Raw genomic sequence first — 20,610 nt, 5'->3', positions numbered from 1 at the left:
CGTGTAATCCCCGCCTTAGGTATAACAGCTAAAGTGGCCGCCACTGCAATGGCAACTAAATGAGTTGCAAAACCTCTATTTCGCGCACTCTACAAATTCATTAAGGTAAAAAACTTGGGCAATCTTTATCACGAATTGATGTAATTTTGACAACCTCTGATTTGTGTGACAGGTTTAATTCCACTTTTTTAGTAACTTACAATTCCGTGATCCGCTCCGATTACAAAGAATAAGGAAATTCAAATGTATCAAAAGCTTGTCTGTGTTTTTATCGGCGCCTTACTTACTTTTAGCCTTAGCTTTCACGTAAACGCCAAAGTGCGTGGCGAGGCCGTGGTTACAACAATAAAGTCAGAAATTTTGAATGAGTCGCGAGAACTGCTTATTCACTTACCTAATAACTATTCCCGCTACAAAGACACCACCTACTCAGTTTTATATTTGCTAGATGGACAGCGTAATTTTGCCCATACCGTAGGCACGCTTGATCTGCTAAATCAGTCTGGAATGGCGCAGGAAATGATTGTTATCGGTATTACCAACACCGAGCGCACGCGAGACTTCACACCTACCTATGATGAAAGCTACAACCAGTGGGGAATATCTGGTGGTGCCGACAACTTTTTAGACTTTCTAGAAAAAGAACTAAAGCCTTACGTAGGGGCAAACTATCGCACCAATAACTACGCGATTGTTTCTGGGCATTCATTAAGCGCACTTTTTACCTTATACGCACTGCGAGAGCGGCCTGAATTGTTTCAAGCTTACTTCGCATTTAGCCCAAGTTTGTGGTGGCACGACGAAGTGATATTTCCAGAGGCAAAAGCGTTCTTTGCGTCAGATAGCGACCTTAACAAATATCTATACATAAATATGGGTAACGAAGGTGGAAACATGCTAAGCGCATACGAACGTTACGTTGAACTGCTAAATAGCAGCGAACGAAAAGGGTTTACCTTTGATACCGAGCTAGATACATCTGAAAGCCACAATACGACTGCACTTGCAGGTATGAGCTTGGCGCTTCAAAAGCAGCTAAATTCGTTACGCCCAACAGGTGCGATAATACAAGAAGGTATTCCTGCGGTAGAGCAATACTATAAAGACCTTTCTGCAAAATACGCTTTTGAAGCAAAGCCAGAATATAAAGCCGTAAACCACGCGGGTTATGCGGCGTTAAACAAACAAGACTTTGACTCTGCCATTGCAATTTTTAAGAAAAATATAGCTCGCTTCCCTAACAAATCTGATGCCTACGACAGCCTGGCAGACGGTTATGAAGCTAACGGCGATTTAGCCATGGCACTTGAAATGCGAGAGAAAGCGCTAGCAATGAGCTATGAAGAAAATGTTGAAAATGGTGCTTTTAAAACGCGGTTGGCGAATTTGCGAAAGAAGATTGCGGAAGGTACAGGCGACTAGCTATCAAGTGCCTGAACTAGAAAATCGTCAGCATTGACCGAATAATAGTAGGAACGTACTCTGGTACGTTCACTCGTAATGGAATACACATAATGACATCAATCAAGCTCTTCTCCTCTTTTACACTTTCGCTTTGTTTAGCGTCGTTATTGGGCTGTACAGAGCCTGAAACCTTTCCCGCCTCCCCTTCTGCTGCCGCAGAATCAAAAGAAGCCAACCTTTTAAAAACAGGCCTTACTGAACGCATTCGAATTGAAGGGCAAGAGGTTGATTACCAATCTTTGGAGCAAAGACAAGCGCATTATGATGTACCTGGTGTGTCTGTCGCGTTTATGAGAAATGGGCAAATAGCTTGGACCATGCAAAGCGGCGTTAAAGATTTGACTTCTGAATTGGCTATTGATGAAAACACGGTGTTCCAAGCAGGCAGTATTTCTAAACCCGCATTTGCGGCAGTATTGATGAAGTACCGCGAAGATAACCCACTAGATTTAGATGCAGATGTTAATACCTTACTCACCAGCTGGCAGTTGCCTGAACATGAATGGACAGGGCAAGACACTGTTTCTTTACGCAGATTATTAAGCCACACGGCAGGCACCACAGTACATGGCTTTCCTGGTTACGCAGCGGGCGAACCAGTACCTACTTTGCAGCAGGTGCTAGAAGGTGTATTTCCCGCCAATACCGATGCCGTTGTTGTTGATATTCAACCTGGCACGCAAATGCGTTATTCCGGTGGCGGCACTACGCTTGCTCAGCTTACCTTGCAAGACGTAGCTAACGAGCCCCTGCCAACTCTGTCACAACGGCTTTTGTTTAAACCTTTAGGCATGACACGTTCTGGCTTCGAGCAACCCATTGCAACAAACCTATCAAACAATATGGCGACGCCGTATGACGGAGACGGTGCGCCAATTAAGGGTGGCGCCCATACCTACGCCACATTAGCAGCTGCAGGCATGTGGAGTACGCCATCAGACATGTTGAAATTGGCAAGCGGCGTGCGCAGTGCGTATTTAGGGCAGAAAACCGACTGGATATCGCAAGCCACCGCGCAAAAAATGTTAACCAACAATACGCCAAGCACTGAGCCGCCTAACGTAGGAATAGGCTTTTTTATCAACATGAGTGACGATGGAGAAATTCTGGGCTTTGGTCACGGTGGCGCAGATGCTGGGTTTATGTCGCAGCTATACCTTGAACTAGATACCGGCAACGGCTACGCCATTATGACGAACGGCAATAACGGCAGGCAGTTAATAACTGAACTAGAAATACGCTTAAAAGAAACGTTAAACGTAGGTTACTCGGAAGCTGAGGTTAGGAAGTTAGTACCCATAAGCCAAAAGGAACTGAGTAAATACATTGGAACCTATGTGGTAACTAACCCAGTTAACGTTGATGTGGTACTAGAAAAAACAGTCAATGGTTTTGTGCTTAACGCCTTACCTTATGTTGAAAATGAAGAGTATTTTCATGAGGGTGGCGGGCGATTTTTTGCGAAGAATGGAAGTAGCGTTCGTTTTGAGATGGATGATGGAAATGGGCTGGTTAAGACGCTTGTTATGGATGGGAATATTCGGGGTGTTAGAAAAGAATAGATCATCGGGAGTGAACTGATACATGCCCCTAATTCTTTTTTTGTACCAGTTGCCGCCGTTAGTATATTCGAAGCCAGGCGGCTGCTATGTACGTATTGCAGACACTTGCAGTATGATAAATCAATTGGTTTAGTGTGCGATTAACGGAAGTTCAGCACTTGTCTAATAATGATAGAATAATGCTAATTGTTTTAGAGAATCCGCTTATGAAAACCATTGGAACGCTGGCTAAAGAACTAGACATTAGCGTAGAAACAATCCGATTTTATGAACGTAAAGGACTTATCGTACAGCCACTAAAACCTGATAGTGGTTATCGCATGTATGACGACACCCATGTGAGTCAACTTAAATTCATATTAAAAGCTAAAGCCTTGGGCTTTACACTTGATGAAGTCGCTTCGCTCATGACGATGAGTGGAAACTGCGCTGATGTCGAATCGATGGGATTACAAAAACTTAAGTTGATTCGAGAGAAAATTGCTATTTTGCAGCGGCTAGAACATGTGATTCAAGATATGACAAATTCTTGTAAAGCCAACCATGACCCTAATTCCTGCCCAATAATCAATTCGCTCAATTAACTATTGACTCCGTACCTATGTACGGAGTTTAGACTACCTCAAAAGTAGAGGTAATTATGATGAATAAAATTCTAGATAAAGTAGGCTCTGGTGGCGTTTGGCTAGCCGCACTTAGCTGCACAGCATGTTTCCCCGCACTTGGTTCACTAGCATCAGCTTTAGGGCTTGGTTTTCTATCACATTTTGAAGGAATAGCGGTGAATACTTTATTACCATTGTTTGCTGCGCTCGCTTTATTGGTCAACTCGTACAACTGGTATCAACATAAGCATGTGGTAAGGGGCATATTAAGTGTAATTGGCCCAATTGCAGTATTGCTGACTCTTTATCCACTGTGGCAATACGACTGGAGCACTTACTTATTTTACTTTGGGATCACATGGATGGTATTTATGTCAGTATTGGATGTCGTTAAGCCAGTTAAGGAACCCGTATGCGAGGTATAGAATTGGAATCTAAGATTACTTGTCCCGAGTGCGGCTTTAGTAAGGTCGAGACCATGCCAACAAACGCTTGCCAGTGGTATTACGAATGTGAGGGATGCAAAGCGCTACTCAAGCCTTTAATAGGTGATTGTTGCGTTTATTGCTCTTTTGGGACTGTTAAGTGCCCACCTATTCAAGAAGGAAGTAGTTGCTGCAATAAATCTTAACGTCTGCTAATGGCACAAATAGTAAGTCCGATATCAACCTTCTGAAGGTCTGCAATTTGTCTAAAACGGACTTCTAAACACTAAAACTTGAAACAAAAAAGGCGAACCAACCGGTTCGCCTTTCAAATCAATCAAGCTCTAACAGCAACGCAGCTAAACCACCCTACTCTTCAACATAGCTCTCAATACTAGGGCAAGAACAAATTAGGTTACGATCGCCGTAAACGTCATCAATACGGTTAACCGTTGGCCAGAACTTGTTTCTGTGTACTTCTGGAGCTGGGTACGCCGCTAGCGTGCGGTCGTAGCTGCGGTTCCAGTCACTGTCACAGATGTCAGCCAATGTGTGCGGTGCATTGTGTAGCGGGTTGTCAGTGGCATCCCACTCACCGCTTTCTACTTTCGCAATTTCTTGGCGAATGCTAACCATGGCGTTAATGAAACGGTCTAGTTCGTACTTCGCTTCCGACTCGGTTGGCTCAATCATAAGCGTACCCGCTACTGGGAAGCTCATGGTTGGCGCGTGGAAACCGTAGTCGTTTAAGCGCTTCGCGATATCTAGCTCGGTTACACCGCTTGCTTCTTTAAGCGGGCGAAGGTCAATAATACATTCGTGCGCTACGCGGCCATTGTTGCCTTTGTAAAGCACTGGGAAGTGCCCTTCTAGCTTCTTAGCCACATAGTTAGCGTTAAGAATAGCGACTTCGGTTGCACGGCGAAGGCCATCGCTACCCATCATTTTGATGTACATGTAGCTAATAGGCAGAATTGATGCACTGCCCCATGGCGCTGCCGATACCGCACCACAGTCTTTGCCTGCCGTTTCTACGTTAACAACCGTGTGGTTTGGTAGGAATGGCGCAAGGTGCGACTTAACACCAATTGGTCCCATACCTGGGCCACCGCCACCATGTGGAATACAGAAAGTTTTGTGTAGGTTAAGGTGCGATACATCTGAACCAATGAAGCCAGGTGACGTAATGCCCACCTGCGCGTTCATGTTCGCGCCGTCCATGTAAACCTGACCGCCGTATTGGTGAACAATGTCACAAATCTCGCGCACGGTTTCTTCATATACACCGTGGGTAGACGGGTATGTGATCATGGCGCACGACAGGTTATCACCCACTTCTTCCGCTTTCTTGCGAAGGTCGTTAAGGTCTACGTTACCTTTGCTATCACACGCAACTACTACCACTTTAAGGCTAACCATTTGCGCAGACGCAGGGTTAGTACCGTGGGCAGAGCTTGGAATTAGACACACGTTTCTGTGACCTTCGCCACGGCTTTCGTGGTAACGCTGAATAGCCAATAGGCCCGCGTATTCACCTTGTGCACCTGAGTTGGGCTGCATTGAAAGCGCATCGTAGCCCGTTACATTAATTAGCCACTCGCTAAGCTCGGCAATCATTTCTTGATAGCCCGCTGCTTGGTCTAGTGGAGCAAACGGGTGAAGCTGACCGAATTCAGCCCATGTTACAGGGATCATTTCAGCCGTTGCGTTTAGCTTCATGGTGCACGAACCCAATGAAATCATTGAGTGGTTAAGCGCCAAGTCTTTGTTTTCAAGGCTCTTGATGTAACGAAGCATCTCTGTTTCAGAGTGATACTTGTTAAACACTTCGTGTGTTAGGAAGTCGCTAGTACGTACTAAACCTTCAGGAATAGATTTTACGTCTTGCGTGGTTACTTCTGCATCCAGACCTTCCACTGTTAAGCCGTGCTCTTCACCAAGCAGTACGTCGAATAGCGCAACAATGTCTTCACGTGTGGTGGTTTCGTCTAGCGACACACCTACCGCACCTTCAAGGTCAGCACGTAGGTTCATGCCTTTTGCGTAGGCTTTTGCTAGTACGTCTTCTTTGTTATCTACCATTACGGTTAGCGTGTCGAAGTACGTGCTGTGCTTTAGAGCTACACCTTTCTGGTTTAAACCAGTAGCAAGAATGTCGGCGAAGCGGTGAATACGCTCAGCTATAGTTTTAAGGCCTTGTGGGCCGTGGTATACCGCGTAGAAGCTTGCCATGTTGGCTAGCAGCACCTGCGCTGTACAAATGTTCGAGTTCGCTTTTTCGCGGCGAATGTGTTGTTCACGAGTTTGTAGCGCCATGCGAAGTGCTGGGTGACCACGGGTGTCTTTACTCACACCAATAATACGGCCAGGTAGTGAACGCTTGTAGCTGTCGCGTGTAGCAAAGAATGCCGCGTGTGGGCCACCGTAACCCATAGGTACACCAAAGCGCTGTGCACTACCAAGTGCAACGTCTGCACCTAGCTCGCCAGGCGACTTAAGCATTACCAAGCTCATAAGGTCTGCGGCTACTGCCACAATGCCTTTTTTCTCTTGTACTGCTGCAATGATGTCGCTGATGTCTTTTACTTCACCGGTAGAGGTTGGATATTGAAGTAGCGCACCGAATACGTCGTGTTCTGCTGCTTCTTCTGCCGCACCTTTGATGATTTCAAAACCGAACATTTCAGCGCGAGTTTCTACCACGTCAACCGTTTGCGGGTGAACGTCGTTTGCAATAAAGAACGCATTCGCTTTTTTGTTCTTAGATACGCGCTTAGCAAGGCCCATGGCTTCTGCTGCCGCTGTACCTTCATCAAGTAATGACGCAGATGCTAGCTCTAGGCCAGTTAGGTCGATGGTCACTTGTTGGAAGTTAAGAATGGCTTCCAAACGACCTTGGGCAATTTCTGGCTGGTAAGGCGTGTACGCTGTGTACCAACCTGGATTTTCTAGCACGTTGCGAAGAATAACGTTTGGTACGTGGGTATCGTAGTAACCCATACCAATGAAAGAACGGTTAATTTTGTTCTTTTGCGCAACGGCTTTAAGTTCACTTAATGCTTCAACTTCTGTCGCCCCTTCACCACATTTTAGTGGCTCTGGTAGCGCAATACCTGCCGGTACAGTTTGCTCAATTAAATCGTCTAGTGAGCTTGCACCAATAGCAGACAGCATTTCTTCAATTTCGCCTTTACCCGGGCCAATGTGACGGCGGATAAAAGTATCTTTTTGCTCTAGTTGAGCCAATGTAGGGGAAGTATTCGACATAACGTTGTTAAGCACTCGTAATGGTTGCCGCAAGGGCGCGTTAAATCTTTAAGTTAAAAAGGGGCTGAATTATCTTCATGCCCCTTTTCAAATTATGGTTCTTTTAAAACTGCGTAACGAATTACTCTTCGTCGATGCTGTTTTCGTAGCCTTCAGCGTCTAGTAGACCTTCTACTTCTGCCGCATCGTCAGCTTTAATTTTGAATAGCCAACCGTCGCCGTATGGGTCAGAGTTAACTAATTCTGGTGAATCTTCTAGGTCTTCGTTAATCGCTACAATTTCACCTGAAATTGGCGCGTAAACGTCAGACGCTGCTTTTACCGATTCAGCAACACATACGTCGTCGCCAGTGCTTACTGCATCGCCAACATCTGGCAAATCAACGAAAACCATGTCGCCAAGTAAGCCTTGTGCGTGCTCAGAAATACCTACAGTGAAAACACCGTCACCTTCAGGGCGAACCCATTCGTGCGTAGCGGCATAGCGTAAATCAGTTGGGATGTTGCTCATAATCGTTCCTGTTATTCTCTGTTAACTTTCGGGGCCTAGAAGCTTTTGGCCTTACAAAACACTTTTTCCATTGCGAACAAAGGAGGGCTTAACCACTTTTACTGTAACCCACTTTTTGCGCATTTCCACTTCTACTGTTTCACCAACATCACTTGGTACTCGTGCCATCGCAATTGAGTGACCTAAAGTTGGAGAGAACGTACCTGAAGTGATAACGCCTTCGCCGCTTTCTGTTTTCACTTTAAGACCGTGACGCAGCACGCCTTTTTCAGTCATCACCAAGCCTACTAGCTTGTCGGTACCCGCTTCGCGCTGCGCTTCTAGTGCTTTACGCCCTACGAAGTCACGATCAGCCGGTTCCCATGTAATTGTCCAGCCCATGTTGGCGGCTAGTGGCGATACGGTTTCATCCATATCTTGGCCGTACAGGTTCATGCCTGCTTCTAGGCGAAGTGTGTCGCGAGCACCTAGGCCGCATGGCTTAACGCCCGCGTCTAGTAGTGCTTGCCAGAAGCTTTCCGCTTGCTCAGCTGGCACCATAATTTCGTAGCCTGCTTCACCGGTATAACCTGTGGTGGCGATAAACAAGTCTTCGGCTTGTACACCAAAGAATGGCTTCATGCCCGCTACCGCTTCTTTTTGCGCTGCGCTGAACAAGGTAGCGGCTTTTTCTTTTGCGTTAGGGCCTTGTACGGCAATCATGGCAAATTCAGGGCGCTCGGTGATGGTTACGTCAAAGCCTTCTGCTCTGCTCATTAACCAGTTCATGTCTTTTTCGCGCGTTGCTGAATTAACCACTAGGCGATAGTTAGTCTCGTCGAAGTGATAAACGATAAGGTCGTCTACAACACCGCCTTCTTCGTTAAGCATGCCGCTGTATAGCGCTTTGCCTTTGTCTTTTAGTTTTGCCACATCGTTGGCTAAAAGGTACTGAAGATACGCTTTTGCTTGTGCGCCTTTTACGTCAACAATGGTCATGTGAGACACATCGAACATACCGGCGTCTTGACGCACAGCGTGATGCTCTTCAATTTGTGAACCATAGTTAATTGGCATATCCCAGCCGAAGAAATCGACCATTTTCGCACCGGCTTCTAGGTGCTTTGCGTGTAGGGCGGTGGTACTAGACATTCCACTTACTCTTTTTAATTTGAAAGGTAGAAAACGAAATTGAGTATAGTGAGCTAACGTTTATGCAACAAATTGGAATTTCTTATCAATACATTTATATTTATAATGTATTGATTAAACTACATTAAGATTGCAAATCAACATGAAGCAGCTTTCCCTTGATACCTTACGCACCTTCGTTAGCGTTATTGAGCTTGGTGGCTACGCTAAAGCGGGCGACTTTTTAGGCCGCTCTCAACCGGCAATAAGCCTACAAATTAAAAAGTTAGAGTCGCAGTTAGACCGCAAGCTATTTACCAAAGTAGGGCAACGGCATGTACCTAGCGCCGACGGCAATTGGCTGTACCCAAAAGCGAAAGAACTGCTAGAGCTTAACGATAACATCTTTCGCAGCTTAACCCCTGCCCCGCTAAGCGGTCGCTTGCGCCTTGGCATTCCCAATGAATTTGCTTCTACATTATTGCCGGGTCTAATTGGCGAATTTTCTAAGCGCTATCCCGATGTATCACTTGAAGTGACCTCTGCCTTAAGCCGTGATTTGCTGCATCCGTCGCAGCGCGATCATTTCGATTTGATTTTGGCGTTGGTGAATCCGGGCGAGCAAACAGAAGGCGAAGTAGTGTTAGAAGATGACGTAGTTTGGGTTGGCGACACGGCTCATCCGTTGGTTGGCAACAATATCCCTTTGGTGCTTGCTCCCGACGGTTGTATGTATCGAAGCCGCGTTATTGAACAGTTAAAGCAGCAAACCTTTGCATGGAAAATTAGCTATACCAATGCAGATTTAGGTGGATTGGTTGCCGCCATTCAGCAAGGTTTAGGCGTGACAGCTCTAGCAAAATCTAGCTTACCGGCAAACCTTGTAGCGCTAAACCACCCGCACCTGCCCAAATTAGGCAAGGTAAATATTTGCCTGTTCAATCAAGATACACAGCACCCCGTGATCAGTAAAACTCTGGCCGAATTCTTTAAAGTGAGACTAACCCAATAAAAAAATGGGGTCAGAGTACTTTTTCTGCCCCACCGTTCTTATTCGATTAGCTTTAGCCATCACTCGTGATGGTTTCGATAAGCTCGCCGAGTACAGTTTCGGCTTTGCTGGTTTCAACCTGACATGTACCTGCGTTCATGTGACCACCGCCGCCATACTTCAAGCACAACTCTCCCACATTGGTTTTTGAGCTACGATTAGTAATGGATTTACCAATAGCAAATACCACGTTTTGCTTTTTCAGCCCCCACATCTTGTGAATAGAGATATTGCAGTCGGGATACATGGCGTAAATAACAAACCGGTTTGTCGCGTAAATGGTTTCTTGGTCGGTTAAATCAAGCACAACTAGGTTATCGTATACGGTAGAACACTTGGCAATTTGCGCCTTCGCCATTTCATTGTGCTCGTGGTACAAACTCACGCGCTCGGCCACGTCTTCCATTTGCAGTATTTCTCCAATGCTGTGGTCTTTGCACGCATCTATTAGCTTCATCATTAGCTGATAGTTAGAGATTTTGAAATCTCTGAAACGACCAAGCCCAGTTCGCGCATCCATGATGAAATTCATTAGCACCCAGTCGGTGGGCTCAAGGATTTCTTCTTCGCTAAACTGTGCAGAGTCTCCTTTATCTACCGCATCCATCATATCTACTGAGATGTTAGGAAATTTATCTGCACCACCGTAATAGTCGTAAACAACGCGCGCTGCCGACGGCGCTTTCGGGTCAATGATGTGATTATCAATATCGCCTGAGTTACGCACTGTTTCACTTAAGTGATGGTCGAAGGCAATATGGCAACCCGCAACGTAAGGCAGGTTAGTAGTGATATCATTCTCGGTAATATCAATTTTACCGTCTTGCATGTCTTTTGGATGAACAAACAAAATATCGTCAATTAAGTCTAAATCTTTCAATAAGACTGCACATACCAGTCCATCGAAATCACTTCGCGTAACCAATCTAAATTTTCTTTCAGGCATAGTTTATCCATCATTCACTTAGGTAATAATTTTAAGTGTAACAGCTAATAAAAATTTTGAGAGACAGGTTTATTAACTTCTTATTTAGCTTTTTAAATTCAGTAATTTACCCAGCGGTTTCGCCAAGCTTTCTGGCGGTTCGGTAAAGTATGCGGGGCCTGTTTCTGTCATGTACAAACAGTCTTCTAAGCGCACACCAAATTCACCCGGAATATAGATACCTGGCTCGTTAGAAAAGCACATGCCTTTTCTAAGTGGCGTATTTTCACCACGCACGAAGTTAACGCTCTCGTGTCCTTCCATGCCGATACCGTGACCTGTTCTGTGACTTAGCCCAGGCAATGCATAGTCTTTGCTGTACCCTTTGCTGGCGTAGAATTGGCGCACTGCGTCGTCCACTTTGCCTGCTGGTTCACCAATTTTTGCTGCGGCAAATGCCACGTTCTGCCCTTCCCTTACTGTGTGCCAGACGTCCTGAACTTTCTGAGACGCTTTGCCAAATACCAAAGTACGGCTTATGTCGCTTTGGTAACCGTGCACGCTGCAACCGCTGTCTAGCAAGATCACCGAGCCTTCTTTGATAGTTTGTGCTGCGTTTGTGCCATGAGGATAAGCACTTGCATCGTTAAACAGCGCCAAACACCATGTACCGCTGCCGCCTAAGTGCTGCTGTGCGGTGTTCATCAAACTTTTTACATCCTGCTGACTCATGCCAAGCTTTAGGTTGCTAAAAACAAACTCGTAAGCACGTAAAGTAACTTCATTGGCCTTATGCATAAGTGCCAGTTCACTCGCAGTTTTATACATGCGACAGCCAAGGGTAATTGGCTCGGCGGGAACAATATTAATGTTTGGTAGCGCTCGGCTGACTCCGGTAACTACAAAGTAGCGTACGCTGCTTTCAAAGCCGATATTGCCGCTTGTTATACGGCGCGATTTTAAAATATTGGCTACGACATCAAACGGGCTTTCATGCTCTTGCCACACTCTTACATCATCGCCTATAGCTAACGACTCAAACACACTTGGCTTTTCGAAAAATGGCGTTACCACCGCCATGTCACCTTTTTGAGGGATAACCAGCGCGGTCAAGCGCTCACTACGCCACCATTTAATCCCTGAAAAATAATCCATTGCAGCGCCAGGCTCGACCAGAATTGCCGCAATGTCTTGGGCTTTCATAAGCGACTGCGCTTTTTCAATACGCGCTTTGCGCTCTTCTACGGTAATCGGCTTCGCATTTGCGGTGATATCACTTAGCCCGCTTAAACCGTTAGTGTCTGTTGCATTGGTTTGATTAATTGCAGCCATAGAAGCCACAGGAGCAAGCGCAAAGCTAGCGCCCGCTAATTTCAAGAAATGTCGCTTATCCATGTTCCCTTCCTGTCGTTTTAATTAAGGTTGTTTAGCACTTTTTTGTTTTATGAAAATAACATTCAATTGATTTTGTACTAAAAACTTCAGTGTTTAATATTGTCAGTACTTTATGCCCACATAACGAAAATGGCGGCAAGCCCAATAAGAAGTAAGCCAGCAATTTCGCGTTTTGTGACTGCATTTTTTAGCCAGTAATGTGAAAGTACCAAGGTAAGCAACACCTCTAACTGACCAAGCGTTTTTACCAGCGCCACATGTTGTAATGCCATGGCCGTGAACCAACAAATTGAGCCCAAACAGCTTACCGTGCTAATCGCGAGCACCTGCTTTTTAGCGTTGGTTAGCTGTCTGAACACGAAGGGTTTAGTTAGCGCAATATAACCACTTAAACTTATCGTTTGTACACATAGCACCCATAACAACACCCAAGCAGCAGCCACTGTATGCTGAACATTAAGCATGTGACTGGCTTCGCGCACCAACAGTGATGTCAGCGCAAAGCAGGTACCGCAAGCAAGACCTATAACCATGGTTTTCACACTAATACCATGAAGCCGATTGCCGCTGCTTAACACAAATACTGCTATTGCGCCTATTACTATGCCCGCCCACCCAAGGGGCGTTAAATAACTTCCGAAAAAGAGCATGCCTACAACGCCGGCCACCAAGGCCTCACTCTTCGCTAGACCTGCGCCAATGGCAAAATTCTTCTGCTTGAACAAAATCACCATTAAAGAAGTGGCCGCTATTTGAAGTAGCGAAGCACACAATATCACTGTAATAAAAGAGCCTGAGAACTCAGGCACTTGACTGGCGCTACTGCTGTAGAGAATGAGTAAATAGACGAGAGCTATTGGCGGAGCCAAAATAAAGCGAGAGAGCGTCACCCCAGAGGTGTTAACTGCACCGCTCAGCTTACTCTGAAGTGCATTGCGCACGGTTTGCATAACAACCGCGCCTAACGTAAACAAAATCCAACTCATTAGCGTCGCTTCACCTTGTTATATCGCTACCTACAGTTAAGCGTGAATTACTTTGCCTCTTTCGCTTCCATTGCCTGTGTGCGCTTGTCTTTAAAATCAGAGTCACGTTTCCAGTATGGCCACACATCGCCTTGGGCGTAATAGTTCAGCATAGAGCCGATAAGTGAGAGGTCTTGTTGCACACCACCTAATGTCCAGCTTGGAAGGTAGTCATCATCTGCTTTATGATAGCGTTTGGCGATGAAGCTAGGGTCGGTATCGCCTAAGCTCATGAACAAAATTGAAGGCACGCCCTGCTTAGCAAGCGCGAAGTGATCTGAGCGGAAGAACAGTCCATTTTGAGGTCGCGGATCCATTTTAACCGTTCGTCCTTGTAGCGCGGCAGCTGTTGCTAAATCATCTTCAATAGATAAATAGCCTTCGCCATACTGCAAGATGTAATCAATGCCATCGTTTATATTCATGCCGTCGATATTTAAAAAAGCCACCATGTTCGATGTTGGTACCGGTGGATTATTTGCAAAATAATCGGCACCGAGTAGCCCTGTTTCCTCAGCGGTAAACGCACTGAACATTAGTGTGCGCACAAAGCCCTCTTCGCGTTTTGAAAGCGCATCTGCTAACGTAAGCACACCTGCTACGCCTGACGCGTTGTCTACCGCACCATTGTAAATAGTGGTTTGGCCGTTTTTCTCAACTTTGCCTAGGTGGTCCCAGTGAGCGTGAAGCATTACCCACTCTTCTGGCTTATCTGTACCTTCTAAAATGCCTGCAACATTTTGCGACTCGGCACGCTCAATAGTATTGGTGAAGCCCAATGATGCTTTTGTGTTTAGCGCGATGGGAATAAATCCTGGCTTTGAAGCTTTGTCTTTAAGCTCGCCATACTCCATACCCACCTTTTCAAATAGCTGTCTGGCGGCATTTAGGTGAAGCCAACCCATTACACCAACTTGTGAAGCATTGTTGTTGTCGTCGACTAAACTGAATTTGGTATTGGAGTTAGAGTTTTCGACTACGCCCCACCCGTAACCCGCTGGCATGGTTTCATGAATAATGAAAACCGCTTCTGCCCCCTGCCTGGCTGCTTCTTCGTACTTATATGTCCAGCGACCGTAATAGGTCATTGCGTTGCCCTGAAAAAGCTCTGGATCTTTAGAAGCGAAACCCGGGTCGTTTACCAGCATGACAACGGTTTTTCCTTTTACATCCAGGCCTGCGTAATCATTCCAATTGTACTCTGGGGCATTAATGCCATAACCCACAAAAATAACGTCACTATTTGTAAGTGAGTAGTCATTAACAATGCGCTGAGTTCGGGCGGTAAACTCGCTACTTGCGCTAAAGTCAAGCCCGCCTATTTTTAACGATGAAATGTTCTTAGGCGTTATTTTGGCTAAAGGCACAGCTTGAGTATAGCTATCGCCAAAGGCTGGCTTTAGCCCTAGCTTTTTGTATTGGGTTACCAAGTAATCGACTGTTTTCTCTTCCCCTTTCGACAATGGCCCTCGCCCTTCAAACTCATCGCTTGCCAGTGTTTTAACGTGCTGACGATATACGTCCAAATCGATAGAGGCATTACTCAGCGTCATCTTTTTGCTTTTTGTTGTCGCCGACGATTCAGCCAAGGCTAAAGTGGAAACCACTGCGTCGGCATTCGCCGAACTAGTCATTAAAGTAGAAGTAAGTACGGAAGCGGCGCATACAAAGGAAAAGGCGCGATAAGGTTTGCAAAGATAGGTAAACATAAGCCATTGGTACAAATAAAAAAGGATACCGAAGAGTATCCTTTACCGCTGACTATCTCAATGCCAAAGCGACTAAACCACAAGAATGGAGTTTATAGACCCATGGCGTGGCTGACGAAGGCGGTTTTAATGGTGCTGAGTTTATCTGTGGCTGAAAGGCCAATTCCTCGGACCAACTTTTTGAGGGGGGCGTCGCCATCGAATAAGAATTTAAAGCCGTCCATTGCGGCAATCATTTTCATGGCTTCTGTTTTACGGCTTCGTTCGTAGCTGCGTAAGTGTTTGTACAAACCTATGTCTTTGCTCGATACTTTTAAGTTGTTTAGGGTTTCCGCCAGTGCGAGCGCATCTTGCATTCCCAAGTTAGCGCCCTGCCCTGCAAGCGGGTGAATGGTATGCGCTGCATCGCCTACCAGCACCACACCGTCTTTCGCCCACTGGCGTGCATAACGCATGGCCAACGGGAAAGCGGCGCGCTTGGTTTCAAGCGAAATAGTGCCAAGAACGCTATTACTAGCCGCAGTTAACGCATTACAGAACGCAGCGTCATCCAATGCCATTAATAAGTTCGCTTGCTCTGGCGTTTGCGACCATACAATAGAACATACATTTGGCTCAGACATAGGCAGTAGCGCGAGCGGTCCCGTGGGTGTGAACGCTTGTCTCGCCACATTACTATGCGGCTCTACCGTTTTGATATTAGCGACAATCGCCGTATGCTCGTAGTCTTTAAAAGTAATAGGCAAGCCAGCCTGCTTTCTCACAAACGAATTTGCGCCATCGGCGCCTACTAACAACCTGCAGCTTAGCACGTCATCATTATCAAGCATCAGCATGGATTGGTTTGGGCCAGCTAATACTCTATCAATACCCGCGGTAATCATCTCCACGTTAGGCTGCGCTTCCACAGATTTAGACAGTGCATTGACTAAAGCTTGATTCTCTACAATCACGCCAAGCGCATCACTGCCCATTTCATCGCATGAAAAGTGAATGTCGCCAAAACTGTCTTTGTCCCACACATGCATGTCGGTGTAAGGGTTGGCGCGGTCTTGCTGCAAATGCGACCACACATCAAACTGTTGAAGCGCTTTAATATTAGCCTGGTTTATGGCACTCACTCTCGCCGTTGGCTTCTCGTCCAGAGTCTGATAACACGCCGCTTTATCGACTATTGCTATGCTCAATTCACTGTGTTTAAGCGCCGCTGCAAGGGTTAGCCCTACAATTCCGCCGCCCACTATCGCTATATCAACATGCTGCATTGTTATCTCTTTTTCTTAGTGGTGTTTCGCCATAGCCCGTCGTGTGTTTAACAAACGCTTTTTTCGCCTGGGGCATCATGCTTAATGCCAATAACGACACATTGCGCCCAATTACCGTTGGAAAATACTGGTTTGAAAAGGTGCGAACTAGCGTATCGGTCAGGGCTATCGTGTTATCCCTGTCATTCTTACGCGAATTGGCGTAATGCTGAGTAATACTAAAAGCGCCTGCATCGAAATTAGCGGATGCGATTGTATCGTTTTTCTCTTCATATGAATTATGCTCGCTGTGCTTTTCCGCTGACACTTGCAGCACAGACACTAAAGTACTTAAGTCGCGTAAGCCTAGATTGAAGCCTTGCCCTGCAATAGGATGTAGCGCCTGTGCCGCATTGCCTACCACCACGGTGCGATGACTAGCAACTTGCTGGGCTTTAGTAAGCGCTAACGGGTAACTTGCCAACTCACTGACTCTCAGTACTTTGCCCTGTCGATAGCCAAATGCTTCCTGTAGGGCCTTGATAAATGCGCGTTGATTTAATGCCATTAACGACTTTGCGGCGTCAGTATCTACAGTCCATACAACTGAAAAGCCGTTTCCACTAGCCTTGATATCATCGATTTCACTGTCGAAAGGCAGGAACGCTAACGGGCCATTTTGGGTGAAACGCTCGTAAGCTCTGTTTTCATGAGGGAGCTGAGTGTGAACGTTAAAGACAATGGCCGTTTGATGATAATCATTGACTGTTTTTGTAATGCCCACCTGGTCAGCTAATCCTGAACGACCGCCATCGGCCAGTACCAGCAACTTTGTGGTAAGCGATTGCCCACTATCTAGCTGCACCTCTACATAATTGCACTGCTGCTTTACGTTCGTTACCTTGGCAGGTGCGATATATTGGTAGCTTGAGGTTGCACCTGCCGCCAATCGCGTTAGTGCGCTTAAGCTCACCACCTGGCCAAACGCGTCAATGTGGTAGTCACTGCTTTGAAGGTTTAATAGCCCCAAGTGCCCTTTGTCACTAACCTCAATATGCTTAATTTGAGGAGGTAACTCACCGTTGTGCTGCTTAGCTACATCATCAAGGTTTAGCCCCATGTGAGACAGTTCTTCAACAGTACGTCTTGCCAAGGCAATCACTCGGGTGTCGGTAAAAGGGTTAAAGTCGACTAAGCTTTTACTGGTTTGCTCTGGGTCAGCCGCATCAATTAGGGTGACAGATAAGCCAGAGCTGTTTGCAGGAAATACTTTCTCTGCGAGTGCTTTGGCTAATACAGTACCGACAATACCACCACCAATAATTACTACATCAACCGCTGCTGCCGATTCCACTGTTTTTATATTCCTGTCGTCCAGAGGCTCTAATTATTAAAAGCGTTAATTCTGAGATTTTTTTCTTTATATTAAAGGCTAGTTTTTAGCGTAATTTAAACTGGTAGTTTACACCGGTAAGTTAAACCGCTAACTTACACTGGTAACTCAAACCAAAATTCCGTATTTCACACTTATGGCAGTTTTTCAAACCTTGATAGTCTTAGCAAATTTTGACAACTAGGCTCTGCTTTCAGCCATAAGTGCTTCAATCTCATCAATGTCTTTTGGCACATCTGCGGTAAGAATATCGACACCCGTCGCAGTAATCACCACATCATCTTCAATTCTTACACCAATGCCTTTGTATTTTTCCGGCACGTTGCTGTCTTGGCTAATGTAAATGCCGGGCTCAACAGTGATCACCATGCCAGGCTTTAACGGACGGTCTTCACCGTCAATTTTGTAGTTGCCTACATCATGCACATCTAGACCTAAATAGTGCCCTAAACCATGCATGTAAAACTGACGCCACGTTTCATTTTCAAGGTTTTGTGCCACACTACCTTCAAGAACGCCAAGGTCAACTAAACCTTGAGTAATAATTTCTACGCTATGTAACATGGCTTGTGACAGAGTAACGCCGGGCGCTAACATATCTAGCACGCTTTTTTGCGCTTTTAATACAACGGTGTAAATTTCGCGCTGAGCATGCGTGAACTTTCCATTTGCAGGAAACGTTCGCGTGATATCCGCAGCATAACCTTGATATTCAGCACCTGCATCGATCAAGATCAAGTCACCGTCATTTACCTGCGCGTTATTTTGCGTGTAATGCAAAATACACGCATTGTCGCCGCTTCCAACAATAGTGCTATAAGCAGGTGAACGGGCTCCCGCCATCGCAAATTCATGGTGAATTTCAGCTTCTAGCTGGTACTCGTAACAACCAGGCGCGGCGAACTGCATAGCTCGCTTGTGCGCACGTGCGCTTATCTCACCCGCCGCTTTCATCATGGCCACTTCACACGCTGATTTGAATAAACGCATTTCGTGTAAAATAGGCTGTAAGTCGTGAATCGCCCTTGGTGCCAGTGATTCTTTAGGCGCATCGCGCAAGGTGTTTAGCGCTTCAGAAAATAACAGGTCATTGTCTTTCTTGTGACCCAACGAAAAGTACACGTTGTCTTGACCTTGAATTGACGCTAACAGCGCTTCTTCAAGTTCTTGCAACTCAAACGCTTCATCTAGACTAAATCGGGCAAGTGCAGCTTCGGCTCCTAAGCGTTTGCCGTGCCAAATCTCTGCACTTTTGTCTTTCTCTTGTACCACCATTGCACGATAACTTTCACCGTAACGAGGGTGGTTAGACAATATCAACCAAGCATTAGGCTCTTCAAATCCTGTCAGATACCAAAAGTCGCTATCTTGCCTGAATGTATATTCGGTATCGCGACTTCGGGTTACCATACCTGCTGCTGGCACAATACACACACTATTTGGCTCGCACTGTGCAAGCAGTCGGTCCTGCCTGGCGATAAACTCTTGCGCACTAATCATAAAAGAGAAAACCCTAAAAAAATCTCGTTAAAACGAGTGGCGACTTACGGCCACTTTTAATATCTTCAGTTAATTACTAGTGTACGGATGGCGTGTCTTGTTGATCATCTAGAAGTGATTGGCCCAGTTCGCTGAAGCATAAAATTGCTGAAATTTTCACGTATTCTTCAACCTCTAACAGCGCCTTCTCAGACTCTTCGTCCGCGTCCATTGGCTCTTCCATACGTGAAATATCTGAAAAGTCTTCAAGTGCTTCTTTTACGTCGTCAGAACATTGCATAAGGTCTTGCTGGTGTAGACCAAACCCAAGCATGAAACCTTGCACCCAGTTTATTAGCGCAGCACCGCGATCGTTGATAGGCGCTTGATCATCAGGAAGTAACAAATTGAGCGCGAATTCAGGCTCAAGAAGCTGCTGACAGGTTTGATTGAAAAGACTATTTAAAAGGTGCTGGGTAGGGTCGCTAAACGCATCACCCTGATTAATGGTTTCACTTAACGCTTCTAGCCATTTTTGGTCGGTAAGCGACATGCCTCCGCAAAGCATACCGCACAGGATGCCATGCACTTCTGCAGCATCAACAATTACGCCTTGCTGAGACAATTTATTACTTACGCTATCGTAATCGAGCTGTTTTTCCACGAATTGTTCTCTTTTGTTTTGAATAGTTTGAGATACAGGCGCCACTTTTATATAGCGATTAATTACCATCTATTTTGGCTGCGACTTACGTCACTGTCATCTCTTGATGGAGTTAATACTAGCAAAAATCAATGTGTAACGCCTCCTTTTGACCTGCCATTGCTCTAACTTTGAACAAACAGCAAAAGTACATTCAAGGTCTACCAACACTGTGTCGTACACACTTTACACAACGGTACTTAAACGTTGTTTACTCACTGTTCAAACAATGTTTAATTTGCGGCTATTTCGCTAAATTCGTTGCCGGACGGCTAGCAACATCGTCAGATTTCATCTAAGATCGCTGGTGTTGGATACGGAATTCCTTTAGCAACAGCATGACAACGTTCATTAGCCTCTAATGCCTGAATAGCTGATTGGTTATTATTGAGCTTCTCTTATATGCGTGTATAATTGCTGACCAATTGGTCAAGAAAAGTAATATTTTTTTACCGCTTTTATAATCACCACGCAAAATAGTTATAAAGCGCTTTAGGTGATCCTCTTCACTGGATCTCGCGTTTGTTATACCCTGTTGCGTTAATACAACAACAATGTTTCCTGGGATGTTTGCTAGTTCATTCATGTCCCTGGCCGATGCTTTAAACCAAGGAAGTTGAAACAGCTGCTATTGTGCAAGCTCGACGCGTATCGAGAAGCCTACGGCAATTGTGATACTTCCGCCCTGAACTTTTCGGTTCACGGGCGAAACATGGACAGCGGCATTCTGGGAAGCGCCCTC

Annotated in this window: 17 protein-coding genes and 1 other RNA gene; 7 read left to right on the top strand and 11 right to left on the bottom strand. The window is 45.7% G+C overall.

Annotated features, from left to right (window positions below):
• Nucleotides 1-243: 243 nt before the first annotated feature.
• From MHM99_RS03635 to MHM99_RS03615, 5 genes are all read left to right on the top strand, one after another.
• Nucleotides 244-1,422, top strand: coding sequence for an alpha/beta hydrolase-fold protein (locus tag MHM99_RS03635; protein ID WP_239218187.1), 1,179 nt, complete (start codon nt 244-246; stop codon nt 1,420-1,422).
• A gap of 92 nt (nt 1,423-1,514) precedes the next feature.
• Entirely contained in the window at nt 1,515-3,026 is a 1,512-nt protein-coding gene (locus tag MHM99_RS03630) for a serine hydrolase domain-containing protein (protein WP_187446486.1), read from the top strand.
• Nucleotides 3,027-3,232: 206 nt separating this feature from the next.
• The gene (locus MHM99_RS03625; RefSeq protein ID WP_044557005.1) at nt 3,233-3,610 is read left to right on the top strand and encodes a MerR family transcriptional regulator; all 378 of its coding nucleotides are present in this window, start codon (nt 3,233-3,235) and stop codon (nt 3,608-3,610) included.
• Between the two features lie 56 nt (nt 3,611-3,666).
• On the top strand, nt 3,667-4,056 hold the full coding sequence (merC, locus tag MHM99_RS03620) for an organomercurial transporter MerC (protein WP_044556817.1): 390 nt from the start codon (nt 3,667-3,669) through the stop codon (nt 4,054-4,056).
• Nucleotides 4,044-4,262: a GDCCVxC domain-containing (seleno)protein gene (locus MHM99_RS03615; RefSeq protein ID WP_080590288.1), complete on the top strand. Its 219-nt coding sequence runs from the start codon at nt 4,044-4,046 to the stop codon at nt 4,260-4,262. Before merC ends, MHM99_RS03615 begins: the two co-directional genes overlap by 13 nt.
• 163 nt (nt 4,263-4,425) lie before the next feature.
• Here MHM99_RS03615 and gcvP read toward each other — a convergent pair whose 3' ends face one another.
• From gcvP to gcvT, 3 genes are all read right to left on the bottom strand, one after another.
• Nucleotides 4,426-7,323 (bottom strand): aminomethyl-transferring glycine dehydrogenase, encoded by a 2,898-nt coding sequence (gcvP, locus tag MHM99_RS03610; RefSeq protein ID WP_239218185.1) that lies wholly within the window; start codon nt 7,321-7,323, stop codon nt 4,426-4,428.
• Between the two features lie 121 nt (nt 7,324-7,444).
• Nucleotides 7,445-7,834: a glycine cleavage system protein GcvH gene (gene gcvH, locus MHM99_RS03605; RefSeq protein ID WP_014950360.1), complete on the bottom strand. Its 390-nt coding sequence runs from the start codon at nt 7,832-7,834 to the stop codon at nt 7,445-7,447.
• 51 nt (nt 7,835-7,885) lie between these two features.
• Entirely contained in the window at nt 7,886-8,965 is a 1,080-nt protein-coding gene (gene gcvT / locus MHM99_RS03600) for a glycine cleavage system aminomethyltransferase GcvT (protein ID WP_239218183.1), read from the bottom strand.
• 142 nt (nt 8,966-9,107) lie between these two features.
• Between gcvT and MHM99_RS03595 the strand changes: the two genes are divergently transcribed.
• Complete coding sequence (locus MHM99_RS03595) at nt 9,108-9,956, top strand: LysR family transcriptional regulator (protein WP_014950370.1); 849 nt, start codon at nt 9,108-9,110, stop codon at nt 9,954-9,956.
• Nucleotides 9,957-10,008: 52 nt separating this feature from the next.
• On the opposite strand, the gene MHM99_RS03590 is transcribed toward MHM99_RS03595, so the two are convergent.
• The 8 genes from MHM99_RS03590 to MHM99_RS03555 form a co-directional block, all read right to left on the bottom strand.
• On the bottom strand, nt 10,009-10,941 hold the full coding sequence (locus MHM99_RS03590) for an exopolyphosphatase (protein ID WP_168463706.1): 933 nt from the start codon (nt 10,939-10,941) through the stop codon (nt 10,009-10,011).
• Between the two features lie 84 nt (nt 10,942-11,025).
• A complete protein-coding gene (locus tag MHM99_RS03585) occupies nt 11,026-12,315 on the bottom strand; it encodes a Xaa-Pro peptidase family protein (protein ID WP_239218181.1) in 1,290 nt (429 codons plus the stop codon).
• A gap of 110 nt (nt 12,316-12,425) precedes the next feature.
• On the bottom strand, nt 12,426-13,301 hold the full coding sequence (locus MHM99_RS03580) for an EamA family transporter (protein ID WP_049586109.1): 876 nt from the start codon (nt 13,299-13,301) through the stop codon (nt 12,426-12,428).
• A 47-nt stretch (nt 13,302-13,348) separates the two neighbouring features.
• Nucleotides 13,349-14,893, bottom strand: coding sequence for a M28 family metallopeptidase (locus tag MHM99_RS03575; RefSeq protein ID WP_239218240.1), 1,545 nt, complete (start codon nt 14,891-14,893; stop codon nt 13,349-13,351).
• Between the two features lie 248 nt (nt 14,894-15,141).
• Nucleotides 15,142-16,314, bottom strand: a complete 1,173-nt coding sequence (locus MHM99_RS03570; RefSeq protein WP_239218179.1) for an FAD-dependent monooxygenase — start codon at nt 16,312-16,314, stop codon at nt 15,142-15,144.
• Nucleotides 16,301-17,647, bottom strand: a complete 1,347-nt coding sequence (locus tag MHM99_RS03565) for an FAD-dependent monooxygenase (protein WP_239218177.1) — start codon at nt 17,645-17,647, stop codon at nt 16,301-16,303. The genes MHM99_RS03570 and MHM99_RS03565 overlap by 14 nt, the downstream gene beginning before the upstream one ends.
• Nucleotides 17,648-17,866: 219 nt before the next feature.
• Nucleotides 17,867-19,186 (bottom strand): Xaa-Pro aminopeptidase, encoded by a 1,320-nt coding sequence (gene pepP, locus MHM99_RS03560; protein WP_168462682.1) that lies wholly within the window; start codon nt 19,184-19,186, stop codon nt 17,867-17,869.
• Between the two features lie 76 nt (nt 19,187-19,262).
• Entirely contained in the window at nt 19,263-19,829 is a 567-nt protein-coding gene (locus MHM99_RS03555; RefSeq protein ID WP_039228193.1) for a UPF0149 family protein, read from the bottom strand.
• 594 nt (nt 19,830-20,423) lie between these two features.
• Here MHM99_RS03555 and ssrS point away from each other — a divergent pair.
• Nucleotides 20,424-20,606: non-coding RNA, 6S RNA (ssrS, locus tag MHM99_RS03550), on the top strand.
• The last annotated feature ends 4 nt before the right edge of the window (nt 20,607-20,610 follow it).

The sequence above is a fragment of the Alteromonas sp. MmMcT2-2 genome (genome assembly GCF_022348305.1).
GTDB lineage: Bacteria > Pseudomonadota > Gammaproteobacteria > Enterobacterales > Alteromonadaceae > Alteromonas > Alteromonas macleodii.
Note: the sequence above shows the minus strand (reverse complement) of the source record. Positions and strands in the feature narration are given on the sequence as shown.